Annotated in this window: 47 protein-coding genes; 40 read left to right on the top strand and 7 right to left on the bottom strand. The window is 50.7% G+C overall.

The genetic code is table 11. From position 1 onward, the window contains the following. The 3 genes from AC2FAP_RS23805 to bfr form a co-directional block, all read left to right on the top strand. Nucleotides 1-137 (top strand): EF-Tu C-terminal domain-related protein (locus AC2FAP_RS23805; protein ID WP_072163719.1); only part of this gene is annotated, 137 nt, incomplete at its 5' end. 179 nt (nucleotides 138-316) lie between these two features. Continuing rightward, entirely contained in the window at nucleotides 317-511 is a 195-nt protein-coding gene (gene bfd / locus AC2FAP_RS23810) for a bacterioferritin-associated ferredoxin (RefSeq protein ID WP_008503493.1), read from the top strand. A 72-nt stretch (nucleotides 512-583) separates the two neighbouring features. Continuing rightward, the gene (gene bfr, locus AC2FAP_RS23815) at nucleotides 584-1060 is read left to right on the top strand and encodes a bacterioferritin (protein WP_014171902.1); all 477 of its coding nucleotides are present in this window, start codon (nucleotides 584-586) and stop codon (nucleotides 1058-1060) included. Here bfr and AC2FAP_RS23820 read toward each other — a convergent pair. Beyond that, the gene (locus AC2FAP_RS23820) at nucleotides 1044-1517 is read right to left on the bottom strand and encodes a prepilin peptidase (protein WP_068795489.1); all 474 of its coding nucleotides are present in this window, start codon (nucleotides 1515-1517) and stop codon (nucleotides 1044-1046) included. The two genes, bfr and AC2FAP_RS23820, sit on opposite strands and share 17 nt — an antisense overlap. Nucleotides 1518-1896: 379 nt before the next feature. On the opposite strand from AC2FAP_RS23820, the gene rpsJ reads away from it, so the two are divergent. The 31 genes from rpsJ (at nucleotide 1897) to AC2FAP_RS23975 (ending at nucleotide 16726) form a co-directional block, all read left to right on the top strand. After that, the gene (gene rpsJ / locus AC2FAP_RS23825) at nucleotides 1897-2208 is read left to right on the top strand and encodes a 30S ribosomal protein S10 (protein ID WP_001181005.1); all 312 of its coding nucleotides are present in this window, start codon (nucleotides 1897-1899) and stop codon (nucleotides 2206-2208) included. Nucleotides 2209-2240: 32 nt separating this feature from the next. Continuing rightward, entirely contained in the window at nucleotides 2241-2870 is a 630-nt protein-coding gene (gene rplC / locus AC2FAP_RS23830) for a 50S ribosomal protein L3 (protein WP_006178923.1), read from the top strand. 10 nt (nucleotides 2871-2880) lie between these two features. Beyond that, nucleotides 2881-3486 carry a 50S ribosomal protein L4 gene (gene rplD / locus AC2FAP_RS23835; RefSeq protein WP_000424395.1) on the top strand — a complete coding sequence of 202 codons (606 nt, stop codon included), beginning with the start codon at nucleotides 2881-2883 and terminating at the stop codon, nucleotides 3484-3486. Then, complete coding sequence (rplW, locus tag AC2FAP_RS23840; RefSeq protein ID WP_000617546.1) at nucleotides 3483-3785, top strand: 50S ribosomal protein L23; 303 nt, start codon at nucleotides 3483-3485, stop codon at nucleotides 3783-3785. The genes rplD and rplW overlap by 4 nt, the downstream gene beginning before the upstream one ends. 17 nt (nucleotides 3786-3802) lie before the next feature. Beyond that, nucleotides 3803-4624, top strand: coding sequence for a 50S ribosomal protein L2 (gene rplB, locus AC2FAP_RS23845; protein ID WP_000301859.1), 822 nt, complete (start codon nucleotides 3803-3805; stop codon nucleotides 4622-4624). Nucleotides 4625-4640: 16 nt separating this feature from the next. After that, entirely contained in the window at nucleotides 4641-4919 is a 279-nt protein-coding gene (gene rpsS / locus AC2FAP_RS23850) for a 30S ribosomal protein S19 (RefSeq protein ID WP_001138117.1), read from the top strand. Between the two features lie 14 nt (nucleotides 4920-4933). Beyond that, nucleotides 4934-5266, top strand: a complete 333-nt coding sequence (gene rplV, locus AC2FAP_RS23855; RefSeq protein ID WP_002919773.1) for a 50S ribosomal protein L22 — start codon at nucleotides 4934-4936, stop codon at nucleotides 5264-5266. 17 nt (nucleotides 5267-5283) lie between these two features. Then, nucleotides 5284-5985, top strand: a complete 702-nt coding sequence (gene rpsC / locus AC2FAP_RS23860) for a 30S ribosomal protein S3 (protein ID WP_000529945.1) — start codon at nucleotides 5284-5286, stop codon at nucleotides 5983-5985. Nucleotides 5986-5997: 12 nt separating this feature from the next. After that, nucleotides 5998-6408: a 50S ribosomal protein L16 gene (rplP, locus tag AC2FAP_RS23865; protein WP_002919759.1), complete on the top strand. Its 411-nt coding sequence runs from the start codon at nucleotides 5998-6000 to the stop codon at nucleotides 6406-6408. Beyond that, nucleotides 6408-6599: a 50S ribosomal protein L29 gene (gene rpmC, locus AC2FAP_RS23870; protein ID WP_003863282.1), complete on the top strand. Its 192-nt coding sequence runs from the start codon at nucleotides 6408-6410 to the stop codon at nucleotides 6597-6599. Before rplP ends, rpmC begins: the two co-directional genes overlap by 1 nt. After that, nucleotides 6599-6853, top strand: coding sequence for a 30S ribosomal protein S17 (gene rpsQ / locus AC2FAP_RS23875; protein WP_008503489.1), 255 nt, complete (start codon nucleotides 6599-6601; stop codon nucleotides 6851-6853). Before rpmC ends, rpsQ begins: the two co-directional genes overlap by 1 nt. A gap of 166 nt (nucleotides 6854-7019) precedes the next feature. Next, nucleotides 7020-7391, top strand: coding sequence for a 50S ribosomal protein L14 (gene rplN, locus AC2FAP_RS23880; RefSeq protein ID WP_002919748.1), 372 nt, complete (start codon nucleotides 7020-7022; stop codon nucleotides 7389-7391). Between the two features lie 10 nt (nucleotides 7392-7401). Continuing rightward, nucleotides 7402-7716 (top strand): 50S ribosomal protein L24, encoded by a 315-nt coding sequence (gene rplX, locus AC2FAP_RS23885; RefSeq protein ID WP_000729185.1) that lies wholly within the window; start codon nucleotides 7402-7404, stop codon nucleotides 7714-7716. Nucleotides 7717-7730: 14 nt separating this feature from the next. After that, the gene (gene rplE / locus AC2FAP_RS23890) at nucleotides 7731-8270 is read left to right on the top strand and encodes a 50S ribosomal protein L5 (protein WP_001096206.1); all 540 of its coding nucleotides are present in this window, start codon (nucleotides 7731-7733) and stop codon (nucleotides 8268-8270) included. A 14-nt stretch (nucleotides 8271-8284) separates the two neighbouring features. Then, a complete protein-coding gene (gene rpsN, locus AC2FAP_RS23895; protein WP_003863291.1) occupies nucleotides 8285-8590 on the top strand; it encodes a 30S ribosomal protein S14 in 306 nt (101 codons plus the stop codon). A 30-nt stretch (nucleotides 8591-8620) separates the two neighbouring features. Then, nucleotides 8621-9013: a 30S ribosomal protein S8 gene (gene rpsH / locus AC2FAP_RS23900; RefSeq protein WP_006178918.1), complete on the top strand. Its 393-nt coding sequence runs from the start codon at nucleotides 8621-8623 to the stop codon at nucleotides 9011-9013. A gap of 12 nt (nucleotides 9014-9025) precedes the next feature. Further along, nucleotides 9026-9559 carry a 50S ribosomal protein L6 gene (gene rplF, locus AC2FAP_RS23905; protein WP_003863296.1) on the top strand — a complete coding sequence of 178 codons (534 nt, stop codon included), beginning with the start codon at nucleotides 9026-9028 and terminating at the stop codon, nucleotides 9557-9559. Nucleotides 9560-9568: 9 nt separating this feature from the next. Beyond that, nucleotides 9569-9922 carry a 50S ribosomal protein L18 gene (gene rplR, locus AC2FAP_RS23910; RefSeq protein ID WP_013099023.1) on the top strand — a complete coding sequence of 118 codons (354 nt, stop codon included), beginning with the start codon at nucleotides 9569-9571 and terminating at the stop codon, nucleotides 9920-9922. Between the two features lie 14 nt (nucleotides 9923-9936). Then, on the top strand, nucleotides 9937-10437 hold the full coding sequence (gene rpsE, locus AC2FAP_RS23915; protein WP_003863299.1) for a 30S ribosomal protein S5: 501 nt from the start codon (nucleotides 9937-9939) through the stop codon (nucleotides 10435-10437). A 6-nt stretch (nucleotides 10438-10443) separates the two neighbouring features. Then, entirely contained in the window at nucleotides 10444-10623 is a 180-nt protein-coding gene (rpmD, locus tag AC2FAP_RS23920; protein ID WP_003863301.1) for a 50S ribosomal protein L30, read from the top strand. A gap of 3 nt (nucleotides 10624-10626) precedes the next feature. Further along, nucleotides 10627-11061 carry a 50S ribosomal protein L15 gene (gene rplO / locus AC2FAP_RS23925; protein WP_003863304.1) on the top strand — a complete coding sequence of 145 codons (435 nt, stop codon included), beginning with the start codon at nucleotides 10627-10629 and terminating at the stop codon, nucleotides 11059-11061. 7 nt (nucleotides 11062-11068) lie between these two features. Next, nucleotides 11069-12400 carry a preprotein translocase subunit SecY gene (secY, locus tag AC2FAP_RS23930; protein WP_014171896.1) on the top strand — a complete coding sequence of 444 codons (1332 nt, stop codon included), beginning with the start codon at nucleotides 11069-11071 and terminating at the stop codon, nucleotides 12398-12400. Between the two features lie 31 nt (nucleotides 12401-12431). Beyond that, on the top strand, nucleotides 12432-12548 hold the full coding sequence (rpmJ, locus tag AC2FAP_RS23935) for a 50S ribosomal protein L36 (RefSeq protein ID WP_000868187.1): 117 nt from the start codon (nucleotides 12432-12434) through the stop codon (nucleotides 12546-12548). 146 nt (nucleotides 12549-12694) lie between these two features. Beyond that, nucleotides 12695-13051, top strand: coding sequence for a 30S ribosomal protein S13 (rpsM, locus tag AC2FAP_RS23940; protein ID WP_003863308.1), 357 nt, complete (start codon nucleotides 12695-12697; stop codon nucleotides 13049-13051). A gap of 16 nt (nucleotides 13052-13067) precedes the next feature. Next, a complete protein-coding gene (rpsK, locus tag AC2FAP_RS23945; protein WP_003863312.1) occupies nucleotides 13068-13457 on the top strand; it encodes a 30S ribosomal protein S11 in 390 nt (129 codons plus the stop codon). Between the two features lie 32 nt (nucleotides 13458-13489). Beyond that, nucleotides 13490-14110 (top strand): 30S ribosomal protein S4, encoded by a 621-nt coding sequence (gene rpsD, locus AC2FAP_RS23950; protein ID WP_004868345.1) that lies wholly within the window; start codon nucleotides 13490-13492, stop codon nucleotides 14108-14110. A 25-nt stretch (nucleotides 14111-14135) separates the two neighbouring features. After that, nucleotides 14136-15125, top strand: coding sequence for a DNA-directed RNA polymerase subunit alpha (locus AC2FAP_RS23955; protein ID WP_002919219.1), 990 nt, complete (start codon nucleotides 14136-14138; stop codon nucleotides 15123-15125). 40 nt (nucleotides 15126-15165) lie between these two features. Next, nucleotides 15166-15552: a 50S ribosomal protein L17 gene (gene rplQ / locus AC2FAP_RS23960; RefSeq protein WP_182268727.1), complete on the top strand. Its 387-nt coding sequence runs from the start codon at nucleotides 15166-15168 to the stop codon at nucleotides 15550-15552. A 107-nt stretch (nucleotides 15553-15659) separates the two neighbouring features. After that, complete coding sequence (locus tag AC2FAP_RS23965) at nucleotides 15660-16028, top strand: DnaJ family domain-containing protein (RefSeq protein ID WP_014171895.1); 369 nt, start codon at nucleotides 15660-15662, stop codon at nucleotides 16026-16028. A gap of 2 nt (nucleotides 16029-16030) precedes the next feature. Further along, nucleotides 16031-16453: a Zn(2+)-responsive transcriptional regulator gene (zntR, locus tag AC2FAP_RS23970; RefSeq protein ID WP_014171894.1), complete on the top strand. Its 423-nt coding sequence runs from the start codon at nucleotides 16031-16033 to the stop codon at nucleotides 16451-16453. A 57-nt stretch (nucleotides 16454-16510) separates the two neighbouring features. Continuing rightward, nucleotides 16511-16726 (top strand): alternative ribosome-rescue factor A, encoded by a 216-nt coding sequence (locus AC2FAP_RS23975; RefSeq protein WP_014171893.1) that lies wholly within the window; start codon nucleotides 16511-16513, stop codon nucleotides 16724-16726. Here AC2FAP_RS23975 and mscL read toward each other — a convergent pair whose 3' ends face one another. The 5 genes from mscL to def form a co-directional block, all read right to left on the bottom strand. Next, nucleotides 16727-17140: a large-conductance mechanosensitive channel protein MscL gene (gene mscL / locus AC2FAP_RS23980; RefSeq protein WP_014171892.1), complete on the bottom strand. Its 414-nt coding sequence runs from the start codon at nucleotides 17138-17140 to the stop codon at nucleotides 16727-16729. It abuts the gene before it with no gap. 146 nt (nucleotides 17141-17286) lie between these two features. After that, a complete protein-coding gene (trkA, locus tag AC2FAP_RS23985; RefSeq protein WP_182268728.1) occupies nucleotides 17287-18663 on the bottom strand; it encodes a Trk system potassium transporter TrkA in 1377 nt (458 codons plus the stop codon). Between the two features lie 22 nt (nucleotides 18664-18685). Next, nucleotides 18686-19972, bottom strand: a complete 1287-nt coding sequence (gene rsmB / locus AC2FAP_RS23990) for a 16S rRNA (cytosine(967)-C(5))-methyltransferase RsmB (RefSeq protein ID WP_182268729.1) — start codon at nucleotides 19970-19972, stop codon at nucleotides 18686-18688. A gap of 52 nt (nucleotides 19973-20024) precedes the next feature. Beyond that, a complete protein-coding gene (gene fmt, locus AC2FAP_RS23995) occupies nucleotides 20025-20972 on the bottom strand; it encodes a methionyl-tRNA formyltransferase (protein ID WP_014171889.1) in 948 nt (315 codons plus the stop codon). Nucleotides 20973-20997: 25 nt separating this feature from the next. Then, nucleotides 20998-21507 carry a peptide deformylase gene (def, locus tag AC2FAP_RS24000; protein ID WP_008503479.1) on the bottom strand — a complete coding sequence of 170 codons (510 nt, stop codon included), beginning with the start codon at nucleotides 21505-21507 and terminating at the stop codon, nucleotides 20998-21000. A 128-nt stretch (nucleotides 21508-21635) separates the two neighbouring features. On the opposite strand from def, the gene dprA reads away from it, so the two are divergent. Genes dprA through AC2FAP_RS24030 form a run of 6 tightly spaced genes read left to right on the top strand, consistent with a single transcriptional unit; the run spans nucleotide 21636 to nucleotide 25419 of the window. Continuing rightward, nucleotides 21636-22760: a DNA-protecting protein DprA gene (dprA, locus tag AC2FAP_RS24005; protein ID WP_150344241.1), complete on the top strand. Its 1125-nt coding sequence runs from the start codon at nucleotides 21636-21638 to the stop codon at nucleotides 22758-22760. Beyond that, complete coding sequence (gene smg / locus AC2FAP_RS24010) at nucleotides 22732-23205, top strand: DUF494 family protein Smg (RefSeq protein WP_014171887.1); 474 nt, start codon at nucleotides 22732-22734, stop codon at nucleotides 23203-23205. The genes dprA and smg overlap by 29 nt, the downstream gene beginning before the upstream one ends. A gap of 26 nt (nucleotides 23206-23231) precedes the next feature. After that, on the top strand, nucleotides 23232-23789 hold the full coding sequence (locus AC2FAP_RS24015) for a DNA topoisomerase family protein (protein WP_014171886.1): 558 nt from the start codon (nucleotides 23232-23234) through the stop codon (nucleotides 23787-23789). After that, on the top strand, nucleotides 23779-24351 hold the full coding sequence (tsaC, locus tag AC2FAP_RS24020; protein ID WP_020882978.1) for an L-threonylcarbamoyladenylate synthase type 1 TsaC: 573 nt from the start codon (nucleotides 23779-23781) through the stop codon (nucleotides 24349-24351). Before AC2FAP_RS24015 ends, tsaC begins: the two co-directional genes overlap by 11 nt. A 4-nt stretch (nucleotides 24352-24355) precedes the next feature. Continuing rightward, complete coding sequence (aroE, locus tag AC2FAP_RS24025; RefSeq protein WP_032680173.1) at nucleotides 24356-25174, top strand: shikimate dehydrogenase; 819 nt, start codon at nucleotides 24356-24358, stop codon at nucleotides 25172-25174. Beyond that, complete coding sequence (locus tag AC2FAP_RS24030; RefSeq protein WP_014171883.1) at nucleotides 25171-25419, top strand: DUF1488 family protein; 249 nt, start codon at nucleotides 25171-25173, stop codon at nucleotides 25417-25419. Before aroE ends, AC2FAP_RS24030 begins: the two co-directional genes overlap by 4 nt. On the opposite strand, the gene AC2FAP_RS24035 is transcribed toward AC2FAP_RS24030, so the two are convergent. Next, nucleotides 25395-25949 (bottom strand): gamma carbonic anhydrase family protein, encoded by a 555-nt coding sequence (locus tag AC2FAP_RS24035; protein WP_014171882.1) that lies wholly within the window; start codon nucleotides 25947-25949, stop codon nucleotides 25395-25397. The two genes, AC2FAP_RS24030 and AC2FAP_RS24035, sit on opposite strands and share 25 nt — an antisense overlap. Nucleotides 25950-26353 lie beyond the last annotated feature (404 nt).

The following is a 26353-nucleotide window of genomic DNA, read 5'->3' on the forward strand; positions in this document are numbered from 1 at the left end:
TGGTAATGCCAGGCGACAACATCAAGATGGTTGTGACGCTGATCCACCCAATCGCGATGGACGACGGTCTGCGTTTCGCAATCCGTGAAGGCGGCCGTACCGTTGGCGCGGGCGTTGTTGCTAAAGTTCTGGGCTAATTACTTATCCCTGAATTAAAAAAGGACGCTTCGGCGTCCTTTTTTGTTTTCTGCCGTTATGTGTCTGTCACAAATTTTCGCATTTTTCGTCCTCTCCCGCCCCGTATACGGGTGTTTGTGCTATTGTAATCATAACCATTCTCACTTACACTTTGCGCATATTTTGAACGGGAGTCTTTATGTACGTTTGTTTATGTAATGGTGTAAGTGACAAAAAAATACGTCAGGCCGTTCGCCAGTTTCAGCCACAGTCCTTCCAGCAGCTTCGCAAATTTGTTCCAGTGGGAAATCAATGCGGTAAATGTGTACGTGCTGCACGTGAGATCATGCAGGACGAATTGATGCAGATCCCGGAATACAAAGAGATTGCGTAAGCGCCCATCTTTTTTTTGACATCCCTGTAGCCCGATCTACGCTTCAATGAGTGGAAGCGGAGGGACTATATAATGAAAGGTGATGTTAAAATCATAAGTTATCTCAATAAATTATTGGGAAATGAGCTTGTCGCGATCAATCAGTATTTTCTCCATGCGAGAATGTTCAAAAACTGGGGCCTGATGCGCCTCAACGATGTTGAATACCACGAATCCATCGATGAGATGAAACATGCCGATAAATACATCGAGCGTATTTTATTCCTTGAAGGCATTCCTAACCTGCAGGATCTCGGCAAACTCGGCATCGGTGAAGATGTTGAAGAGATGCTTCGGTCCGACCTCAGGCTCGAGCTTGAAGGCGCAAAAGATCTCCGCGAAGCCATTGCCTATGCGGACAGTGTTCATGACTACGTCAGCCGCGATATGATGATCCAGATTCTGGCCGATGAAGAAGGGCACATCGACTGGCTTGAAACTGAGCTGGATCTCATCAGTAAAATTGGTCTGCAGAATTATCTTCAATCCCAGATTAAAGTGGCTGACTAAACAGCGTCTGCCAGCCAACGCTTAAACCCGCTGCCGCCAGAAATGGCCCAAAAGGCAGTGGGTTTTTTAATGCCTGTTTATCAGGAGCCGGTAAAGCGAGAATCAGCTGGTAAAGAAGCGCCAACAATGCGGCGGTTAACACCAGTGCGGGCAATATGTGCCAACCGTGCCACGCCCCCAGTGCCGAAAGATATTTCACATCGCCATAGCCCATCCCTTCACGTCCAGTCAGAAGCCGGTAGCCCCAGTAGATAATCGCAAAGCTCACATACCCTGCCATCGCGCCAGCCACTGCGTTCGAAAGAAAGTCAGGATGAAGGCAACGCTGGAAGAGCAGGCCGGTCCATAAGAGGGGACAGAGGTATTTATCCGGGAGAAGGCCGGCACGAATATCTTCACGTACCAGTAAACCGGAGAGTGCGAAGTAAACGAGCAGAAAGGGGAGGGGAGTCAGCATACGCAAAGCCTCAAAGATATTTGGTGCATACTCTTCTCATGATGCAAGGCCAGCAATGTCCGAACACAGGAATTGCGTGAGGGGTTCATAAGAAGAGATGAAAGCAGACAGGTTGCTGCAAATAATGGAATGCCCTACGCATCGCATGTCTTTGGCGCTTAATTTCTAAACGGCACTTGCGTCTTGCTCAGATTTACGTATAATGCGCGGGCTTGTCGTAGTTGACGGCGGGTTCAATCTGAACCGGAGTAGCTAATTTTGTTACTCAACAATGCTCCCAATCGGGGAGCTACGTAAGAACGGTTACACTCTCCCATCAATCGTAATGGGTTTGAGGAGTAATCATTTTCGTTTATAAAATAATTGGAGCTCTGGTCTCATGCAGAACCAAAGAATCCGTATCCGCCTTAAAGCGTTTGATCATCGTCTGATCGATCAATCAACCGCGGAAATCGTCGAGACTGCTAAGCGCACTGGTGCGCAAGTCCGTGGTCCGATCCCGCTGCCGACCCGCAAAGAGCGCTTTACCGTTCTGATCTCTCCGCACGTTAACAAAGATGCGCGTGATCAGTACGAAATCCGCACTCACAAGCGTCTGGTTGACATCGTTGAGCCAACTGAGAAAACCGTTGATGCTCTGATGCGTCTGGATCTGGCTGCCGGTGTAGACGTGCAGATCAGCCTGGGTTAATCAGGTCATCGAGCGATTGAGAGGTTGAAACAATGATTGGTTTAGTCGGTAAAAAAGTGGGAATGACCCGCATCTTCACTGAAGATGGCGTTTCTATCCCAGTAACCGTAATCGAAGTTGAAGCAAACCGCGTTACTCAGGTTAAAGATCTGGCTAACGATGGCTACCGCGCTGTTCAGGTTACCACCGGTGCTAAAAAAGCTAACCGTGTAACCAAACCAGAAGCGGGTCACTTCGCTAAAGCTGGCGTTGAAGCTGGCCGTGGTCTGTGGGAATTCCGTCTTGCTGAAGGCGAAGAGTTCACCGTAGGTCAAGACATTAGCGTTGAGCTGTTTGCTGACGTTAAAAAAGTTGACGTAACCGGTACCTCTAAAGGTAAAGGTTTTGCTGGTACCGTTAAGCGCTGGAACTTCCGTACCCAGGACGCTACTCACGGTAACTCCTTGTCTCACCGCGTTCCGGGTTCTATCGGTCAGAACCAGACTCCGGGCAAAGTGTTCAAAGGCAAGAAAATGGCAGGTCAGCTGGGTAACGAACGTGTAACCGTTCAGAGCCTGGACGTAGTACGTGTTGACGCTGAGCGCAACCTGCTGCTGGTTAAGGGTGCTGTTCCGGGTGCTACCGGTAGCGACCTGATCGTTAAACCAGCTGTGAAGGCGTAAGGGGATAGCAATGGAATTAGTATTGAAAGACGCGCAGAGCGCGCTGACTGTTTCCGAAACTACCTTCGGTCGTGATTTCAACGAAGCGCTGGTTCACCAGGTTGTTGTTGCTTATGCAGCTGGTGCTCGTCAGGGTACTCGTGCTCAGAAGACTCGTGCTGAAGTAACTGGTTCTGGCAAAAAGCCATGGCGCCAGAAAGGTACCGGCCGTGCGCGTTCAGGTTCTATCAAGAGCCCGATCTGGCGTTCAGGTGGCGTGACCTTCGCTGCGCGTCCACAGGACCACAGTCAAAAAGTTAACAAAAAGATGTACCGCGGCGCGCTGAAAAGCATTCTGTCCGAACTGGTACGTCAGGATCGTCTGATCGTTGTCGAGAAGTTCTCTGTAGAAGCGCCTAAAACTAAGCTGCTGGCACAGAAACTGAAAGACATGGCTCTGGAAGATGTGCTGATCATCACCGGTGAGCTGGACGAGAACCTGTTCCTGGCCGCACGTAACCTGCACAAGGTTGACGTACGCGATGCGACTGGTATCGACCCGGTTAGCCTGATCGCCTTCGACAAAGTCGTAATGACTGCTGATGCTGTTAAGCAAGTTGAGGAGATGCTGGCATGATTCGTGAAGAACGTCTGCTGAAGGTGCTTCGCGCACCGCACGTTTCTGAAAAAGCGTCTACTGCGATGGAAAAAACAAACACCATCGTTCTCAAAGTTGCTAAAGACGCGACCAAAGCAGAGATCAAAGCTGCTGTGCAGAAACTGTTTGAAGTCGAAGTCGAAGTCGTTAACACCCTGGTTGTTAAAGGGAAAGTTAAACGTCACGGACAGCGTATCGGTCGTCGTAGCGACTGGAAAAAAGCTTACGTCACCCTTAAAGAAGGCCAGAACCTGGACTTCGTTGGCGGCGCTGAGTAAGTCGGAGGAGTAATACAATGGCAGTTGTTAAATGTAAACCGACATCTCCGGGTCGTCGCCACGTAGTTAAAGTGGTTAACCCTGAGCTGCACAAGGGCAAACCTTTTGCTCCGTTGCTGGAAAAAAACAGCAAATCCGGTGGTCGTAACAACAATGGCCGTATCACCACTCGTCACATCGGTGGTGGCCACAAGCAGGCTTATCGTATTGTTGACTTCAAACGCAACAAAGACGGTATCCCAGCAGTTGTTGAACGTCTTGAGTACGATCCGAACCGTTCCGCGAACATCGCGCTGGTTCTGTACAAAGACGGTGAACGCCGTTACATCCTGGCCCCTAAAGGCCTGAAAGCTGGCGACCAGATTCAGTCTGGCGTTGATGCTGCAATCAAAGCAGGCAACACCCTGCCGATGCGCAATATCCCGGTTGGTTCTACCGTTCATAACGTAGAAATGAAACCAGGTAAAGGCGGTCAGCTGGCGCGTTCCGCGGGTACTTACGTTCAGATCGTTGCTCGTGACGGTGCTTATGTCACCCTGCGTCTGCGTTCTGGTGAAATGCGTAAAGTCGAAGCAGATTGCCGCGCTACTCTGGGCGAAGTTGGCAATGCTGAGCATATGCTGCGCGTTCTGGGTAAAGCTGGTGCTGCACGCTGGCGTGGTGTTCGTCCTACCGTTCGCGGTACTGCGATGAACCCAGTAGACCACCCACATGGTGGTGGTGAAGGTCGTAACTTTGGTAAGCACCCGGTAACTCCGTGGGGCGTTCAGACCAAAGGTAAGAAGACCCGCAGCAACAAGCGTACTGATAAATTTATCGTACGTCGCCGTAGCAAATAATTTTAGAGGATAAGCCATGCCACGTTCTCTCAAGAAAGGTCCTTTTATTGACCTGCACTTGCTGAAGAAGGTAGAGAAAGCGGTGGAAAGCGGAGACAAGAAGCCCCTGCGCACTTGGTCCCGTCGTTCAACGATCTTTCCTAACATGATCGGTTTGACCATCGCTGTCCATAATGGTCGTCAGCACGTTCCAGTCTTTGTTACCGACGAAATGGTTGGTCACAAACTGGGTGAATTCGCACCGACTCGTACTTATCGCGGCCACGCTGCTGATAAAAAAGCGAAGAAGAAATAAGGTAGGAGGAAGAGATGGAAACTTTAGCTCAACATCGCCATGCTCGTTCTTCTGCTCAGAAGGTTCGCCTTGTTGCTGACCTGATTCGCGGTAAGAAAGTGTCGCAGGCCCTGGACATCCTGACCTATACCAACAAGAAAGCTGCGGTATTGGTCAAGAAAGTACTGGAATCTGCCATTGCTAACGCTGAACACAACGATGGCGCTGACATCGACGATCTGAAAGTCGCGAAAATTTTCGTAGATGAAGGCCCAAGCATGAAGCGCATTATGCCGCGTGCGAAAGGTCGTGCAGATCGCATCCTGAAGCGCACCAGCCACATTACTGTGGTTGTGTCCGATCGCTGAGACTCTGGAGACTAGCAATGGGTCAGAAAGTACATCCTAATGGTATTCGCCTGGGTATTGTAAAACCATGGAACTCTACCTGGTTTGCGAACACCAAAGAATTCGCTGACAACCTGGACAGCGATTTTAAAGTACGTCAGTACCTGACTAAGGAACTGGCTAAAGCGTCTGTATCTCGTATCGTTATCGAGCGTCCAGCTAAGAGCATTCGTGTAACCATTCACACTGCTCGTCCTGGCATCGTTATCGGTAAGAAAGGCGAAGACGTAGAAAAACTGCGCAAGGTCGTAGCGGATATCGCTGGCGTTCCTGCACAGATCAATATCGCTGAAGTTCGTAAGCCTGAACTGGACGCTAAATTGGTTGCTGACAGCATCACTTCACAGCTGGAACGTCGTGTTATGTTCCGTCGTGCTATGAAGCGTGCTGTACAGAACGCAATGCGTCTGGGCGCTAAGGGTATCAAAGTTGAAGTTAGCGGCCGTCTGGGCGGCGCGGAAATCGCACGTACCGAATGGTACCGCGAAGGTCGCGTACCGCTGCACACTCTGCGTGCTGACATCGACTACAACACCTCTGAAGCGCACACCACTTACGGTGTAATCGGCGTTAAGGTATGGATCTTCAAAGGTGAGATCCTGGGTGGTATGGCTGCTGTTGAACAACCGGAAAAACCGGCTGCTCAACCTAAAAAGCAGCAGCGTAAAGGCCGTAAATAAGGAGCGTCGCTGATGTTACAACCAAAGCGTACAAAATTCCGTAAAGTGCACAAAGGCCGCAACCGTGGTCTGGCGCAGGGTACGGATGTTAGCTTCGGCACTTTCGGTCTGAAAGCTGTTGGCCGTGGTCGTCTGACTGCACGTCAGATCGAAGCAGCACGTCGTGCAATGACCCGTGCAGTTAAGCGTCAAGGTAAGATCTGGATCCGTGTATTCCCGGACAAACCGATCACCGAGAAGCCGCTGGAAGTTCGTATGGGTAAAGGTAAAGGTAACGTGGAGTACTGGGTTGCCTTGATCCAACCGGGCAAAGTCCTTTATGAAATGGACGGCGTTCCGGAAGAGCTGGCCCGTGAAGCCTTCGGCCTGGCAGCAGCGAAACTGCCTATCAAAACCACCTTTGTAACTAAGACGGTGATGTAATGAAAGCAAAAGAGCTGCGTGAAAAAAGCGTTGAAGAGCTGAACGCTGAGCTGCTGAACCTGCTGCGTGAGCAGTTCAACCTGCGTATGCAGGCTGCAAGTGGCCAGCTGCAACAGACTCACCTGCTGAAGCAAGTGCGTCGCAATGTTGCGCGCGTTAAGACTTTACTGACTCAGAAGGCGGGTGCGTAATGACCGATAAAATCCGTACTCTGCAAGGTCGTGTTGTTAGCGACAAAATGGAGAAATCCATCGTTGTAGCTATCGAACGTATTGTGAAACACCCGATCTACGGTAAATTCATCAAACGTACGACCAAACTGCACGTACATGACGAGAACAACGAATGTGGTATCGGCGACAAGGTTGAAATCCGTGAATGCCGTCCACTGTCCAAGACTAAGTCCTGGACGCTGGTTCGCGTTGTAGAGAAAGCGGTTCTGTAATAGAGTACGCATTCTCAATACGAATAAACGGCTCAGCGATGAGCCGTTTATTTTTTCTACCCATATTGTAGAAGCGGTGTTATAATGCCGCGCCCTCGATATGGGGCTTTTTAACGGCTCTGATTTTAGAGTCTCAGGTAGTAGTTGACATTAGCGGAGCACTAAAATGATCCAAGAACAGACTATGCTGAACGTCGCCGACAACTCCGGTGCACGTCGCGTAATGTGTATCAAGGTTCTGGGTGGCTCGCACCGTCGCTACGCAGGCGTAGGCGACATCATCAAGATCACCATCAAAGAAGCAATTCCACGTGGTAAGGTCAAAAAAGGTGATGTGCTGAAAGCGGTAGTGGTGCGCACCAAGAAGGGTGTTCGTCGCCCTGACGGTTCTGTCATTCGCTTCGATGGTAATGCATGCGTTATTTTGAACAATAACAGTGAGCAGCCAATCGGCACGCGTATCTTTGGGCCGGTAACTCGTGAACTTCGTACTGAAAAGTTCATGAAAATTATCTCTCTGGCACCAGAAGTACTCTAAGGAGCGAATCATGGCAGCGAAAATCCGTCGTGATGACGAAGTTATCGTGTTAACCGGTAAAGATAAAGGTAAACGCGGTAAAGTAAAAAATGTCCTGTCTTCCGGCAAGGTCATTGTTGAAGGTATCAACCTGGTTAAGAAACATCAGAAGCCGGTTCCGGCCCTGAACCAACCAGGCGGCATCGTTGAAAAAGAAGCTGCTATTCAGGTTTCTAACGTTGCAATCTTCAATGCGGCAACCGGCAAGGCTGACCGTGTAGGCTTTAGATTCGAAGACGGGAAAAAAGTCCGTTTCTTCAAGTCTAACAGCGAAACTATCAAGTAATTTGGAGTAGTACGATGGCGAAACTGCATGATTACTACAAAGACGAAGTAGTTAACAAACTCATGACTGAGTTTAACTACAATTCTGTCATGCAAGTCCCTCGGGTCGAGAAGATCACCCTGAACATGGGTGTTGGTGAAGCGATCGCTGACAAGAAACTGCTGGATAACGCAGCAGCTGACCTGACAGCAATCTCCGGTCAAAAACCGCTGATCACCAAAGCACGCAAATCTGTTGCAGGCTTCAAAATCCGTCAGGGCTATCCGATCGGCTGTAAAGTAACTCTGCGTGGCGAACGCATGTGGGAGTTCTTTGAGCGCCTGATCACTATTGCTGTACCACGTATCCGTGACTTCCGTGGCTTGTCCGCTAAGTCTTTCGACGGTCGTGGTAACTACAGCATGGGTGTCCGTGAGCAGATCATCTTCCCAGAGATCGACTACGATAAAGTCGACCGCGTGCGTGGTTTGGATATTACCATTACCACTACTGCGAAATCTGATGAAGAAGGCCGTGCTCTGCTGGCTGCCTTTGACTTCCCGTTCCGCAAGTAAGGTAGGGTTACTGAATGGCTAAGCAATCAATGAAAGCACGCGAAGTAAAACGCGTAGCTTTAGCTGATAAATTCTTCGCTAAACGCGCTGAACTGAAAGCGATCATTTCTGATGTGAACGCTTCCGACGAAGATCGTTGGAATGCGGTTCTCAAGCTGCAGTCTCTGCCGCGTGATTCCAGCCCGTCTCGTCAGCGTAACCGCTGTCGTCAAACAGGTCGTCCACATGGTTATGTGGGCAAGTTTGGGTTGAGCCGTATCAAACTGCGTGAAGCCGCCATGCGCGGTGAAGTACCAGGCTTGAAAAAGGCTAGCTGGTAATTACCAATTGAATCACGGGAGTAAAGACAGATGAGCATGCAAGATCCGATCGCGGATATGCTGACCCGTATCCGTAACGGTCAGGCCGCGAACAAAGTTGCGGTCACCATGCCTTCCGCCAAGCTGAAAGTGGCAATTGCCAACGTGCTGAAGGAAGAAGGTTTTATCGAAGATTTTAAAGTTGAAGGCGACACCAAGCCGGAACTGGAACTTACTCTCAAGTATTTCCAGGGTAAAGCTGTTGTAGAAAGCATTCAGCGTGTCAGCCGCCCAGGTCTGCGCATCTATAAGAAAAAAGATGAGCTGCCTAAAGTTATGGCTGGTCTTGGTATCGCAGTTGTTTCTACCTCTAAAGGTGTTATGACTGATCGTGCAGCGCGCCAGGCTGGTCTTGGTGGCGAAATTATCTGCTACGTAGCCTAATCGGAGGAAAGAATGTCTCGTGTTGCTAAAGCACCGGTCGTTATTCCTGCCGGCGTTGATGTAAAAATCGACGGTCAGGTTATTACGATCAAAGGTAAAAACGGCGAGCTGACTCGTACCCTCAACAAAGCTGTTGAAGTTAAACATGCAGATAACGCTCTGACCTTCGGTCCACGTGATGGTTTCGTGGATGGATGGGCTCAGGCTGGTACCGCGCGTGCCCTGCTGAACTCAATGGTTGTTGGTGTTACCGAAGGCTTCACTAAAAAGCTTCAACTGGTTGGTGTAGGTTATCGTGCAGCTATCAAAGGGAATGCAGTAGGCCTGTCTCTGGGCTTCTCACACCCTGTTGAGCATCCGCTGCCGGCCGGTATCACTGCAGAATGTCCGACCCAGACTGAAATCGTGCTGAAAGGCGCTGATAAACAGCTGATCGGCCAGGTTGCAGCAGATCTGCGCGCCTACCGTCGTCCTGAGCCTTATAAAGGCAAGGGTGTTCGTTACGCCGACGAAGTCGTGCGTACCAAAGAGGCTAAGAAGAAGTAAGGTAACACTATGGATAAGAAATCTGCTCGTATCCGTCGTGCGACCCGCGCACGCCGCAAGCTCAAAGAGCTGGGTGCAACTCGCCTGGTGGTACATCGTACCCCGCGTCATATTTACGCACAGGTCATTGCACCAAACGGTTCTGAAGTTCTGGTAGCTGCTTCTACTGTAGAAAAAGCTATTGCAGAGCAATTGAAGTACACCGGTAACAAAGACGCCGCTGCAGCTGTAGGTAAAGCTGTTGCAGAACGCGCTCTGGAAAAAGGCATCAGCAATGTTTCCTTTGACCGTTCCGGGTTCCAATATCATGGTCGTGTCCAGGCACTGGCAGATGCTGCCCGTGAAGCTGGCCTTCAGTTCTAAGGTAGAGGTGTAAGATGGCTCACATCGAAAAACAGGCTGGCGAACTGCAGGAAAAGCTGATCGCGGTTAACCGCGTATCTAAAACCGTTAAAGGTGGTCGTATTTTCTCCTTCACAGCTCTGACTGTAGTTGGCGATGGTAACGGTCGCGTTGGTTTTGGTTACGGTAAAGCGCGTGAAGTTCCAGCAGCGATCCAGAAAGCGATGGAAAAAGCCCGTCGCAATATGATTAACGTCGCGCTGAACAACGGTACCCTGCAGCACCCAGTTAAAGGTGTTCACACGGGTTCTCGTGTATTCATGCAGCCAGCTTCAGAAGGTACCGGTATCATCGCCGGTGGTGCAATGCGCGCCGTTCTGGAAGTTGCTGGGGTTCATAACGTTCTGGCTAAAGCATACGGTTCCACCAACCCGATTAACGTGGTTCGTGCAACTATTGATGGCCTGGAAAATATGAATTCTCCAGAAATGGTCGCTGCCAAGCGTGGTAAATCCGTTGAAGAAATTCTGGGGTAATTGACCATGGCAAAGACTATTAAAATCACTCAAACCCGCAGTGCAATCGGTCGTCTGCCGAAACACAAGGCAACGCTGCTTGGCCTGGGTCTGCGTCGTATTGGTCATACCGTTGAGCGTGAGGATACTCCCGCTGTTCGTGGTATGGTCAACGCGGTTTACTTCATGGTTAAAGTTGAGGAGTAAGAGATGCGTTTAAATACTCTGTCTCCGGCCGAAGGCTCTAAAAAGGCGGGTAAACGCCTGGGTCGTGGTATCGGTTCTGGCCTCGGCAAAACCGGTGGTCGTGGTCACAAAGGTCAGAACTCTCGTTCTGGCGGTGGCGTACGTCGCGGTTTCGAGGGTGGCCAGATGCCACTGTACCGTCGTCTGCCGAAGTTCGGCTTCACTTCTCGCAAAGCAGCGATTACAGCGGAAATCCGTCTGTCTGACCTGGCGAAAGTTGAAGGCGGCGTTGTAGACCTGAACACGCTGAAAGCGGCAAACATTATCGGTATCCAGATCGAGTTCGCGAAAGTGATCCTGGCTGGTGAAGTTTCTACTCCGGTAACTGTTCGTGGCCTGCGTGTTACTAAAGGTGCTCGTGCTGCTATCGAAGCCGCTGGCGGTAAAATTGAGGAATAAGTAGCAGATGGCTAAGCAACCGGGATTAGATTTTCAAAGTGCCAAAGGTGGATTTGGCGAGCTGAAACGCAGACTGCTGTTTGTTATCGGCGCGCTGATTGTGTTCCGTGTTGGCTCTTTTATTCCGATCCCTGGTATCGATGCCGCTGTACTTGCCAAACTGCTTGAGCAACAGCGAGGCACCATCATTGAAATGTTTAACATGTTCTCTGGTGGTGCTCTCAGCCGTGCTTCTATCTTCGCTCTGGGTATCATGCCGTATATTTCGGCATCGATTATTATCCAGCTGCTGACGGTCGTTCATCCGGCCCTGGCAGAACTGAAGAAAGAAGGGGAGTCTGGACGTCGTAAGATAAGCCAGTACACCCGTTACGGCACTCTGGTGCTGGCAATATTCCAGTCGATCGGTATTGCTACCGGTCTGCCGAATATGCCTGGTATGCAGGGCCTGGTATTAAACCCAGGCTTTGCATTCTATTTCACCGCTGTTGTAAGTCTGGTCACAGGAACAATGTTCCTGATGTGGCTCGGCGAACAGATTACTGAGCGTGGTATCGGTAACGGTATCTCAATCATTATCTTCGCTGGTATTGTTGCGGGGCTCCCGCCAGCCATTGCCCACACTATCGAGCAAGCGCGTCAAGGCGACCTGCACTTCCTCCTGTTGCTGTTGGTTGCAGTATTAGTATTTGCAGTGACGTTCTTTGTTGTCTTCGTTGAACGTGGTCAACGCCGCATTGTGGTGAACTACGCTAAGCGTCAACAAGGTCGTCGTGTCTATGCTGCACAGAGCACACATTTACCGCTGAAAGTGAACATGGCGGGGGTTATCCCGGCTATCTTCGCTTCCAGTATTATTCTGTTCCCGGCAACCATCGCGTCATGGTTCGGGGGCGGTACTGGTTGGAACTGGCTGACAACAATTTCGCTGTATTTGCAGCCTGGGCAACCACTTTATGTGTTACTCTATGCGTCTGCGATCATCTTCTTCTGTTTCTTCTACACGGCGTTGGTTTTCAACCCGCGTGAAACAGCAGATAACCTGAAGAAGTCCGGTGCATTTGTACCAGGAATTCGTCCGGGAGAGCAAACGGCGAAGTATATCGATAAAGTAATGACTCGCCTGACTTTGGTTGGTGCGCTTTATATTACTTTTATCTGCCTGATCCCGGAGTTCATGCGTGATGCAATGAAGGTACCGTTCTACTTCGGTGGGACCTCACTGCTTATCGTTGTTGTCGTGATTATGGACTTTATGGCTCAAGTGCAAACTCTGATGATGTCCAGTCAGTATGAGTCTGCATTGAAGAAGGCGAACCTGAAAGGCTACGGCCGCTAAATGGTCGCCTGAGAAGTTACGGAGAGTAAAAATGAAAGTTCGTGCTTCCGTCAAGAAATTATGCCGTAACTGCAAAATCGTTAAGCGTGATGGTGTCATCCGTGTGATTTGCAGTGCCGAGCCGAAGCATAAACAGCGCCAAGGCTGATTATTTCGCATATTTTTCTTGCAAAGTTGGGTTGAGCTGGCTAGATTAGCCAGCCAATCTTTTGTATGTCTGTACGTTTCCATTTGAGTATCCTGAAAACGGGCTTTTCAGCATGGTGCGTACATATTAAATAGTAGGAGTGCATAGTGGCCCGTATAGCAGGCATTAACATTCCTGATCAGAAACATGCTGTGATCGCATTAACTTCGATCTATGGCGTCGGCAAGACCCGTTCCAAAGCCATTCTGGCTGCAGCGGGTATCGCTGAAGATGTTAAGATCAGTGAGCTGTCTGAAGAACAAATCGACACGCTGCGTGACGAAGTTGCCAAATTTGTCGTTGAAGGTGATCTGCGCCGTGAAATCAGCATGAGCATCAAGCGCCTGATGGATCTTGGTTGCTATCGCGGTTTGCGTCATCGTCGTGGTCTGCCAGTGCGCGGTCAGCGTACTAAGACCAACGCACGTACCCGTAAGGGTCCGCGCAAACCGATCAAGAAATAATCGGGGTGATTGAATAATGGCAAAGGCACCAGTTCGTGCACGTAAACGTGTAAGAAAACAAGTCTCTGACGGCGTGGCTCATATCCATGCTTCTTTCAACAACACCATCGTTACTATTACTGATCGTCAGGGTAACGCTTTGGGTTGGGCAACAGCCGGTGGTTCCGGTTTCCGTGGTTCTCGCAAATCCACTCCGTTTGCAGCTCAGGTTGCAGCAGAGCGTTGCGCAGAAGCCGTAAAAGAATACGGCATCAAGAATCTGGAAGTTATGGTTAAAGGTCCGGGTCCGGGTCGTGAATCTACTGTTCGCGCTCTGAACGCCGCTGGTTTCCGCATCACGAATATTACTGATGTGACTCCGATCCCTCATAACGGTTGTCGTCCGCCGAAAAAACGTCGCGTATAACGCTCGTTTTTTAGGTTAGTTGGAGATAGAAAATGGCAAGATATTTGGGTCCTAAGCTCAAGCTGAGCCGTCGTGAGGGCACCGACTTATTCCTTAAGTCTGGCGTTCGCGCGATCGATACCAAGTGTAAAATTGAACAAGCTCCTGGCCAGCACGGTGCGCGTAAACCGCGTCTGTCTGACTATGGTGTGCAGTTGCGTGAAAAGCAAAAAGTTCGCCGTATGTACGGTGTGCTGGAGCGTCAGTTCCGTAACTACTATAAAGAAGCAGCACGTCTGAAAGGCAACACAGGTGAAAACCTGCTGGCTCTGCTGGAAGGTCGTCTGGACAACGTTGTTTACCGTATGGGCTTCGGCGCGACTCGTGCTGAATCACGCCAGTTGGTTAGCCATAAAGCAATCATGGTAAACGGTCGTGTTGTTAACATCGCTTCTTATCAGGTTAAAGCGAATGACGTTGTTAGCATTCGTGAGAAAGCGAAAAAGCAATCTCGCGTGAAAGCCGCTCTGGAGCTGGCTGAGCAGCGTGAAAAGCCAACCTGGCTGGAAGTTGATGCTGGCAAGATGGAAGGTACGTTCAAGCGTCAGCCAGAACGTTCTGATCTGTCTGCGGACATTAACGAACACCTGATCGTCGAGCTTTACTCCAAGTAAAGCTTAGTACCAAAGAGAGGACACAATGCAGGGTTCTGTGACAGAGTTTCTAAAACCGCGCCTGGTAGATATCGAGCAAGTGAGTTCGACGCACGCCAAGGTGACCCTTGAGCCTTTAGAGCGTGGCTTTGGCCATACTCTGGGTAACGCACTGCGCCGTATTCTGCTCTCATCGATGCCGGGTTGCGCGGTGACCGAGGTTGAGATTGATGGTGTACTTCATGAGTACAGCACCAAAGAAGGCGTTCAGGAAGATATCCTTGAAATCCTGCTCAACCTGAAAGGGCTGGCGGTGAGAGTTCAGGGTAAAGATGAAGTTATTCTTACTCTGAATAAATCTGGCATTGGCCCTGTGACTGCAGCCGACATCACCCACGACGGTGATGTTGAAATCGTCAAGCCGCAGCACGTGATCTGCCACCTGACCGATGAGAACGCAGCGATTAGCATGCGTATCAAAGTTCAGCGCGGTCGTGGTTATGTGCCGGCTTCTGCCCGAATTCATTCGGAAGAAGATGAGCGCCCAATCGGCCGTCTGCTGGTCGACGCATGCTACAGCCCTGTAGAGCGTATTGCCTACAATGTTGAAGCAGCGCGTGTAGAACAGCGTACCGACCTGGACAAGCTGGTCATCGAAATGGAAACCAACGGCACAATCGATCCTGAAGAGGCGATTCGTCGTGCGGCAACCATCCTGGCAGAACAACTGGAAGCTTTCGTTGACTTACGTGATGTTCGTCAGCCGGAAGTGAAAGAAGAGAAACCAGAATTCGATCCGATCCTGCTGCGCCCTGTTGACGATCTCGAATTGACTGTCCGCTCTGCTAACTGCCTCAAGGCAGAAGCTATCCACTATATCGGTGATCTGGTACAGCGTACCGAGGTTGAGTTGCTGAAAACGCCGAACCTGGGTAAAAAATCTCTTACCGAGATTAAAGACGTGCTGGCTTCACGTGGTCTGTCTCTGGGCATGCGCCTGGAAAACTGGCCACCAGCAAGCATTGCTGACGAGTAACCGGATCACAGGTTAAGGTTTTACTGAGAAGGATAAGGTCATGCGCCATCGTAAGAGTGGTCGTCAACTGAACCGCAACAGCAGCCATCGCCAGGCTATGTTCCGCAACATGGCAGGTTCACTGGTTCGTCATGAAATCATCAAGACGACCCTGCCTAAAGCGAAAGAGCTGCGTCGCGTAGTTGAGCCGCTGATTACTCTTGCCAAGACTGACAGCGTTTCAAATCGTCGTCTGGCATTCGCCCGTACTCGTGATAACGAGATCGTGGCAAAACTGTTTAACGAACTGGGTCCGCGTTTCGCGAGCCGTGCCGGTGGTTACACTCGTATTCTGAAGTGTGGCTTCCGTGCAGGCGACAACGCTCCGATGGCTTACATCGAGCTGGTTGATCGTTCAGAATCTAAAGCAGAAGCTGCTGCAGAGTAATCTGTAGTAACGTAAAAAAACCCGCTTCGGCGGGTTTTTTTATATCCGCTGAATCCCCACTTCTCTACAATATCTGTATCTTTTCTGTTCATCTTCTGGAGTTATTCATGTGGTTGCTCGACCAGTGGGCAGAACGCCATATCAGCGATGCTCAGCGAAAAGGCGAATTTGATAACCTTGCGGGACGCGGCGAGCCGTTAGTGCTTGATGATGATTCGCATGTTGCCCCTGAATTACGGGCCGGATATCGCTTACTCAAAAATGCCGGTTGTTTACCACCGGAACTGGAGCAGCGTAAAGAGGCCATGCAACTGGCTGACCTGCTGAAAGGGATTCGCAAGGATGATCCCAGCCACCGTGAAATTAGCCGTCGACTGGCTCTCATCGAACTCAAAATGCGTCAGGCCGGAATGAGCACAGACTTTTTGCACGGTGAGTACAGTGACAGGCTAATGCAGAAAATCAATGAGGAATAACCATGTACCGTATCGGTGAACTTGCCAGGCTTGCTAACGTGACGCCGGACACTATCCGCTATTACGAAAAGCAGCAGATGATTGATCACGAGGTTCGTACTGAAGGTGGATTTCGACTCTATACCGATCATGACCTGCAGCGCTTGCGGTTTATCCGCTACGCTCGCCAGCTTGGTTTCACGCTGGACTCGATCCGCGAGTTACTTTCGATCCGCATCGATCCTGAACACCATACTTGCCAGGAGTCGAAGAGTATCGTACAGGCAAGGCTTGATGAAGTTGAAGCGCGTATACAGGAACTGCAGACCATGCAGCGTTCTCTGCAACGGTTGAATGACGCCTGCTGCGGTACAGCCCATAGCAGTATTTATTGTTCAATTCTTGAAGCCCTTGAACAGGGGGCCAGTGGAACCCAGGGCTGTTGATTTTTACTTCATCCGGGACTAGACTCCCGTCGACATACACCATGCTCAGGAGAAATTATGAGCCGCTATCAGCATACGAAAGGGCAAATTCAGGACAATGCCATTGAGGCACTGCTCCACGACCCGCTTTTCAGGCAGCGTATTGAGAAGAATAAAAAAGGAAAAGGGAGTTATTTACGAAAAGGGAAACATGCAAAACGGGGTAACTGGGAGGCCAGTGGCAAGCAAGCGAATCGCTTTTTTACCACTGGCCTTCCTTTTTTCAACGTCTGATTAAGAGCGGTTATTTTGCTCTTTCAACAGATCGCGAATTTCAGTCAATAACACTTCTTCTTTTGTCGGAGCAGGCGGCGCAGCCGGTTCTTCAGCCTTTTTACGGTTAAGCTTATTGATAAGCTTGATAGCCATAAAAATGGCGAACGCCACGATCACGAAATCAAATATGTTCTGAATGAAAACGCCATAATGCATAACAACGGCAGGGACATCACCCTGTGCATCCCGAAGCGTCACGGCAAACTGTTTAAAATCAATGCCCCCGATTAACAGCCCGAGGGGAGGCATAATAATGTCGGCTACCAGTGATGAAACGATCTTACCGAACGCTGCACCGATAATGACACCCACTGCCAGATCCACCACATTCCCGCGCATCGCAAATTCGCGAAATTCTTTAACTAAACTCATTTTCTTCTCCTTGAGCCAACTGACGATTATAAGTTTAACAAATGATTAATTAATTTCCATTGGGGATAATTAATCGTTATGAAAAATAAAAGGCATGGGAATAAGAGGGTTAATAATCAGGTGCTCTTTTATAAGCACCTGATTGATTACAGGAAGAATGGACTTGGCTGGAATAAACGTTCGACGTCGGTAATAAACTTTTTATCGGTAAGGAACATAATGACGTGGTCGCCTTGCTCGATACGTAAATTATCATTAGCAATCATCACGTCGTTTCCACGCACCACGGCACCAATAATTGTTCCCGGTGGCAGTTTAATTTCATCGATAGCGCGGCCCACAACGCGTGATGTGGTTTCATCACCATGAGCAACGGCCTCAATGGCTTCAGCCACACCGCGGCGAAGGGAAGATACGCCAACAATATCCGCCTTACGAACATGGCTCAGCAGGGCTGAAATGGTTGCTTGTTGCGGTGATATCGCGATATCAATAACGCTTCCCTGCACGAGGTCCACGTAGGCGCGGCGTTGAATAAGCACCATGACTTTTTTTGCCCCCATACGTTTGGCGAGCATGGCGGACATAATGTTCGCCTCGTCGTCGTTAGTGACGGCAATAAACAGATCAACTTGATCAATATGCTCTTCTGCCAGCAGCTCTTGATCAGAGGCATCGCCATAAAACACGATGGTGTTTTGCAGCTTTTCAGCCAGCTCAGCCGCGCGCTGTTGATCGCGCTCGATCAACTTCACGCTGTAGTCTTTTTCCAAGCGGTGCGCCAGTCCCGCGCCGATATTACCACCGCCAACGAGCATAATGCGTTTATACGGTTTTTCGAGACGCTGCAGTTCGCTCATTACCGCGCGAATATGCTGAGATGCCGCGATGAAGAAGACTTCATCACCTGCCTCGACTATGGTTGAACCCTGTGGGCGAATTGGCCTGTCATGGCGGAAAATGGCTGCAACGCGGGTATCAATATGCGGCATATGCTCACGCATGGTGGAGAGCGCATTACCGATCAATGGGCCGCCGTAATAGGCCTTAACGACCGCCAGGCTCACTTTACCTTCGGCGAAGTTCACCACCTGCAGCGCACCAGGATATTCGATCAGGCGGTAGATATTGTCGATAACCAGCTGTTCTGGAGCGATAAGATGGTCGATAGGGACCGCTTCGGAATTAAACAGCTTCTCTGCATCCCGGACATAGTCCGGGGAGCGGATGCGCGCGATCCGGTTCGGCGTGTTGAACAGCGAATAGGCCACCTGACATGCCACCATGTTGGTTTCGTCAGAACTGGTCACCGCAACCAGCATGTCAGCATCGTCGGCGCCCGCTTCACGCAGGACACGCGGGTGCGAGCCATGACCTTGCACGACGCGAAGGTCAAATTTGTCCTGTAAAACACGCAGCCGAGCGCCATTGGTATCGACAATCGTGATGTCATTATTTTCGCCAACAAGGTTTTCAGCCAGCGTCCCACCAACTTGTCCGGCACCCAGAATGATTATCTTCATATCTCGTGACCTGTTCTCAACATCACTCTTTGATTAGCTTAGCGTAAAAGAAGCCATCACCTGCTTCAGCGGCCGGCAGATTCTGCAGGCCTGGGCATTCAGGCGTGCCCGTGTCGTGTAGCACTGCATCCGGGGTACGTTTAAGGAAGGCTGCAATCTGCTGACTGTTTTCTTCCGGAAGGACCGAACAGGTCGCATAGACCAGCGTGCCTCCTGGCTTCAGGTGTGGCCAAATGGCATCAAGAATGTCGGATTGCAGTTGGGTCAGTTCCTTGATATCGCGATCGCGACGCAACCACTTGATATCCGGGTGGCGACGAATAACGCCGGTTGCCGAGCAGGGAGCATCCAGCAAGATGCGATCGAATTGCGTTTCACCACACCATTCTGCGGGTTTGCGGCCATCGCCTTGCTTAACCTGCGCTTTCATTCCCAGGCGCTTAAGGTTGTCATAGACGCGTGAAAGACGCTGCTCATCGACATCCACGGCCATGACGTTTGCCTGAGGAGCCACTTCCAGAATATGCGTCGTCTTACCGCCTGGCGCGGCACAGAGATCGAGGATGTGCTGGCCGTTTTTAGGTTCCAGCCAGGCCATGCAGCCCTGCGCGGAAGCATCTTGTACGGTCACCCAGCCTTCATCAAAACCGGGTAAAGCATGTACCGGAGCTGGAGAGGCTAAACGCACAGCGTCAGGATATGCTTCATGTGTGAAGCCGCTCATTCCAGCCTCTTCCAGTAAAGCCAGCCAGGCGTCGCGCGTATGGTGATTACGGTTGACGCGTAACCACATCGGCGGACGCTGATTATTCGCGTCGGCAATTGCCTGCCACTGCTCTGGCCAGGCTTTTTTAAGGCGATTCAGAAGCCAGTCAGGATGCAGATAACGTGCTTCACTTTGCTCGAACTCAGCCAGAAGCTCTTCCTGCTGTCGCTGGAACTGGCGCAGAACGCCATTAATCAACCCTTTCAGCATAGGACGTTTAATCACAACGGCACCTTCCACTGTTTCAGCCAGTGCGGCATGGGGCGGGATACGCGTGTGAAGAAGCTGATAGAAGCCAACCATAATCAAATAATGCACGGTGCGCTGCTTGCCGGTCATTGGACGTGACATCAGCTTATTAACCAGCCACTCGAGCTGAGAAAGCGTGCGCAGGACGCCAAAACAGAGCTCCTGAAGCAGGGCTTTGTCTTTGTCGGACACTTTTTGCTGCAAAGCTGGCAGGATATTGCTCAATGACTGGCCCTGCTCGACAACCTGCTCAACGGCCTGAGCCGCCATACTGCGTAAATTTTGTTTTTTCATAACCGTAAAAATAAAAATGCCCGGAAACACCGGGCGCTAAAATTAAATGAGGTCAGGCAAGGCGATTGCCCGGGATAAACCATTCGCGACGAGAATTTAACAAATCCTGTGCGCTCATCGCCTTCTTACCCGCAGGTTGTAGCGATTCCAGATTCAGGATCCCTTGTGCGGTAGCTACCTGAATACCGTTCTTGCTGGCGTCGATAATCGTACCGGGCTCAGCCGTTGTGTGACCGTCAATAAGGGAGGCTTTCCAGACTTTCACCGGCTGCTCGTCGATAACCATCCAGCTCATCGGCCATGGGTTAAAGGCGCGAATGCAGCGTTCAAGTTGAGCCGCTGACAGAGACCAGTCAATCCGGGCTTCTTCTTTACTCAATTTTTCAGCGTAAGTGACCAGCGCTTCATCCTGAACTTCAGGTTTCGCCGTATTATTCGCAATCTGCTGGAGGGTTTCAATCAGCCCTTGCGGGCCAAGCTCTGCCAGCTTGTCATACAAGGTGGCACTGGTATCCTCGGCCGTAATGGGGCAGGCCAGTTTATAAAGCATGTCACCGGTGTCTAAACCTACATCCATCTTCATGATTGTGACGCCCGTTTCAGCATCACCCGCCCATAAAGAGCGCTGAATAGGTGCTGCCCCACGCCAGCGTGGAAGCAGAGAACCATGCACGTTAATGCAACCCAGGCGAGGCATATCAAGCACAGCTTTTGGCAGAATTAAACCGTAAGCCACCACCACCATTACATCGGCATTCAGGTCAGCGACAAGCTGCTGGTTTTCCTGAGGGCGCAAGGATGCTGGCTGGAAAACAGGTAACCCATGCTCTTCTGCCAGCACCTTAACAGGACCTGGCATCAGTTTTTTTCCACGGCCAGCCGGGCGATCCGGTTGGGTAAACACGCCAACAACCTGGTGGCCAGAAGATAACAGCGCGTCAAGATGACGCGCTGCAAAATCAGGGGTTCCCGCGAAGATAATACGTAGTGATTTAGACACGATGATCCTTGTATCCGGTGGGACGTTATGCGCGAGAACGCAAACGATCCAGTTTCTCTACTTTCTGACGAATTCGTTGCTGCTTCAGCGGCGAGAGATAATCGATAAACAGTTTACCGACCAGATGATCCATCTCATGCTGAATACAGATCGCCAGCAGGTCGTCAGCTTCCAGTTCGAACGGATTGCCGTCACGATCCAGGGCGCGAATTTTCACTTTTTCGGCACGCGGCACTAAAGCACGCTGTTCCGGAATAGACAGACAACCTTCCTCAATACCTGTTTCGCCACTCTTCTCGAGCAGCTCAGGATTGATTAACACCAGGCGGCCATCGCGATTTTCAGATACGTCGATCACGATGATACGCTTGTGAATGTCGACCTGAGTGGCCGCAAGACCAATACCTTCTTCGGCGTACATGGTATCGAACATATCATCAACGATACGCTGAATTTCTGCATTCACTTCTTTTACCGGTTCAGCGACGATGCGAAGGCGCTCGTCCGGAATATGTAACACTTGCAAAACTGCCATAAATTTCCAGAGTCGTGTTCAGGAGTTGATAAGAATATTATCTCCTATTCTAGACAAAACCCCCATCGATTGACAGCATCAGTGACCAATCGCAATGATTGCGGAGGCCGCTTATGGCAGGGGAAAGGATGACGTCGACTGAGTTATGGCTACGGTTAATACACACCGGTTCTCTTTATGGCGATGTGATGCTGGAAGCGGCAGCACGATTGTACAACCAGACAACCATTGATGGTCCCGTTGTCAGAGACGCCGGTCTGTCTGTCAAACAGGCTGCACGTTTCTTTGCGCTTAGAGAAAGTGAGCTGGAAAGTAGCCTGCTCTGGCTTGAGCAGCCGGGTAACTATCTGATCACGGCGGATCACCCCCTTTATCCCCCCTTACTCCGGACGATCCCGGATTATCCAGGCGCAGTCTTTGTTAAAGGCAACCCTAATGTACTGAATGCAGTTCAGCTGGCGGTTGTTGGCAGCCGTGCACCGTCATGGTACGGCGAGCGATGGGGAAAAATTCTCTGTGAACAGCTTTCTCTAAGTGGTTTAACGATCACCAGCGGGCTGGCCTGCGGAATTGACGGTGTCGCCCACAACGCTGCGCTATCGGCAAAAGGGCGTAGCGTTGCGGTGCTGGGTAACGGTCTCTTTAGTATTTATCCTCGTCGGCATCAGGCGCTGGCTGCGCGGCTTATCGATTCTGGTGGCGCGATAGTGTCTGAGTTTCCGCTATCAGCGCAGCCCCGGCCGGGACACTTTCCCCGGCGTAATCGAATTATCAGCGGGCTAAGTCAGGGGGTGTTCGTGGTTGAAGCAGCGGTACGCAGCGGTTCGCTTGTGACCGCACGGTGCGCGCTTGAGCAGGGGCGAGACGTGTTTGCCTTACCCGGCCCAATTGGTAACCCGGGATGCGAAGGGCCGCACTGGCTGATAAAGCAGGGTGCAACACCGGTAACGGAAGTCAGGGACATTCTTGAAAATTTGCAATATGGATTGCAATGGCTGCAGGAAGATCCCGAAAAGCGACATTATTCATCAGATCAGGGAAAGGTGGCATTGCCATTTCCCAAGCTCCTGGCTAACGTAGGAGATGAGGTAACACCTGTTGACGTTGTCGCTGAACGTGCCGGCCAACCTGTGCCAGTTACGGTAGCACAGCTACTCGAACTGGAGTTAGCAGGATGGATCGCAGCTGTACCCGGCGGCTATGTCCGATTAAGGAGGGCAAGCCATGTTCGACGTACTGATGTATTTGTTTGAGACTTACATCCATAACGAAGCAGAAATGCGAGTGGATCAGGACAAATTGACACAGGATCTTACCGATGCGGGGTTTGAGCGGGAAGATATCTATAATGCGTTGATGTGGCTGGAAAAACTGGCTGATTATCAGGAAGGCCTCGCCGAACCGATGCAGTTAGCTTCTGACCCATTGTCTGTGCGCATCTACACAGCTGAAGAGTGTGAAAGGCTGGACGCGAGCTGCCGGGGATTCATTTTATTCCTTGAGCAGATTCAGGTGCTAAACCTCGAAACGAGAGAGATGGTGATAGAGCGCGTTATGGCGCTGGATACGGCAGATTTCGAACTGGAAGACCTCAAGTGGGTCATTCTGATGGTTCTGTTTAATATTCCAGGCTGTGAAAATGCCTATCAGCAAATGGAAGAATTACTCTTTGAAGTGAATGAAGGTATGCTGCATTAATTCAATGTGCAGCACCAAGAGTTGTTATGGCCAAATCAGCACTATTCACGGTGCATAAAAATGAGCCCTGCCCGCAGTGCGGGGCTGAACTTGTTATTCGGTCCGGGAAACACGGCCCGTTTCTCGGTTGTTCCCACTATCCGGAATGTGATTATGTCCGTCCCCTGAAAAGCCAGGCGGATGGACATATCGTCAAAATTCTGGAGGGACAGCTTTGCCCTCTTTGCGGCGGCGAGTTAGCGCTACGTCAGGGCCGTTTCGGCATGTTTATTGGCTGTAGCCACTATCCTGAATGTGAACATACAGAACAAATTGATAAACCTGATGAAACGGCTATTGCCTGTCCTCAATGCCAGCGTGGACAGCTGGTGCAGCGCCGTTCTCGTTTTGGTAAGACCTTTCATTCCTGCGATCGCTATCCTGAATGTCAGTTTGTTATCAATTTCAAACCGGTAGCGGGTGTCTGCTCTCATTGCAATTATCCGCTACTTATAGAGAAAAAAACGGCGCAAGGTTTGAAACGCTTCTGCGCCAGTAAACAATGTGGAAAGCCGGTTCCGGCGGATCAAAACAGTGAAGAATAACCTGCCATCAGGCTCCATTGCTCATGCGGTGGATGTCCTGAAAAATGAAGAAGTCATCGCCTATCCAACTGAAGCTGTTTTTGGGGTCGGTTGCGATCCTGACAGCGAAACGGCCGTTGGCCGATTGCTCACACTTAAACAGAGGCCAGTCGAAAAAGGGCTTATTTTAATCGCTGCTAACTATGAGCAGCTTAAGCCTTATATCGATGATTCCATGCTAACGCCGGAGCAGCGAGAGACTATTTTCTCAGCATGGCCCGGCCCCGTGACCTTTGTTTTCCCGGCGAAGCCGACAACGCCGCGCTGGTTGACCGGGCGCTTTGATTCCCTCGCCGTGCGCGTAACGGACCATCCGCTGGTGGTCGAGCTTTGCCTGGCCTTTGGGAAACCACTGGTCTCAACCAGCGCGAATCTGACCGGGCAGCCACCTTGCCGCACAACCGACGAAGTAAGGGCGCAGTTTGGGAATGATTTCCCGGTTGCTGTCGGTGAGACGGGAGGGCGCCTCAATCCGTCTGAAATCCGCGACGCCTTGACCGGCGAACGTTTTCGCCAGGGGTAATCCAATGGAAACCTATGCTGTTTTTGGTAATCCGATAGCGCACAGCAAGTCACCGTTAATCCATCAACTGTTTGCCGAGCAACTGCAAATAAATCATCCCTATGGCCGCGTGCTGGCACCTGTTGATGCATTTATTCCTGCGCTGGAGGGTTTCTTCAACGCGGGCGGCAAAGGTGCGAATGTAACGGTACCGTTTAAAGAGGAAGCCTTCGAACGTGCGGATGAACTCACAGAGCGTGCTTCCCTTGCGGGTGCAGTGAATACCTTAAAACGGCTTGAAGATGGACGCCTGCTGGGAGACAACACTGACGGAATTGGGTTACTGAGCGATCTGGAAAGGCTCTCATTTATTAAGCCTGGTTTCAGGGTTCTGCTGATTGGTGCGGGCGGAGCGTCGCGGGGAGTATTGCTGCCTCTGCTGTCACTGGATTGCGCGGTGACCATTACAAACAGGACCTTCTCGCGGGCAGAAGCGCTGGCTGCGTTGTTCGCACATACCGGCAGCGTGAGCGCGGTCGCCCTGGATGAACTTGCCGATCGTGAGTTTGATCTGATCATCAACGCCACCTCCAGCGGTATCGGTGGTGACGTGCCGGCGATCCCTGCTTCGCTGGTAAGTGCCCATATTTACTTCTACGACATGTTCTATCAGAAAGGGAAGACACCTTTTTTGAACTGGTGTGAACAGCACGGCGGAAAACACGTAGCCGATGGGCTGGGAATGCTGGTGGGGCAGGCGGCACACGCGGTGCTGCTCTGGCACGGTGTATTGCCTTCGGTCGAACCGGTCATTGAAAAGCTGAAAAGGGAGCTCACGGTGTGAATCAGGCAATTCATTTTCCGGACAGGGAAAGCTGGGACGAGAGTAAACAGGCGGTCTGTTTCCCGGTGCTGGTGCATGGAATGCAACTTACCTGCGCCATTCGTGGGGAAACGCTGTTGCGTCGCTTTGGTGGTTCAGACCCGTTAGAGGTGTTTTGTGAAAATCGCTGGGATCTTGAAGAGGAAGCCAGCGATTTAATCCGCGATCAGCAGGAAGACGATCAGGGCTGGGTCTGGGTATCCTGACTCAGATAGTCATTCTTCCATTTAACGTAGTTATTCGCCGAGTATTTTAATCCTTCGATCTCTGCCTCCTTCAGGGGGCGGATCTGTTTTACCGGGCTTCCCAAATAGAGATAGCCGCTCTCCAGTCTTTTGTTCTGGGGAACAAGGCTGCCTGCGCCAATCATCACGTCATCTTCTACAATGACGCCATCCAGCAAAATCGACCCCATGCCAACAAGAACCCGATTACCAATAGTGCAGCCGTGAAGCATCACTTTATGGCCGACGGTGACATCTTCTCCAATGATGAGTGGATTGCCCTGGGGGTTATAGGAGGATTTGTGGGTTACGTGCAGAACGCTACCGTCCTGAATATTGGTGCGTGCACCAATGGCCACATGGTTTACATCCCCCCGGATGGCGACGAGCGGCCAGATACTGACGTCGTCGGCCATTCGAACATCGCCGATGACCACGCTGCTGGCATCGATCATCACGCGATCGCCTTTTTGGGGGAGAAGATCTTTATAAGGACGTAACACTGCGGACATATCTACCTCGAACGATGAGCACTATATAGAAGACTTGATCATATTAATGGATCGAGGCAAGGCAAAAAGCGTCAATATTTAAGCATATTGGGTGGGATTTCAGCGAAAAGCGCGGAAAATCGACAGTTGAAAAAAAAGATCCAAAAAGTACTTGTGCTAAAAATTGGGATCCCTATAATGCGCCTCCATCGACACGGCGGATGTGAATCACTTCACAGTTAACCCGGTCGGTTGAAGAGAAAAAATCCTGAACTTCAGGGTTGACTCTGAAAGAGGAAAGCGTAATATACGCCACCTCGCGACGGTGAGCTGCAAGCCGCGTCGCAACTGCTCTTTAACAATTTATCAGACAATCTGTGTGGGCACTCAAAGTGACATGGATTCTTAATGTCTTCGGACAAAAA

It is taken from the genome of Enterobacter cloacae complex sp. 394I7 (assembly GCF_057320345.1).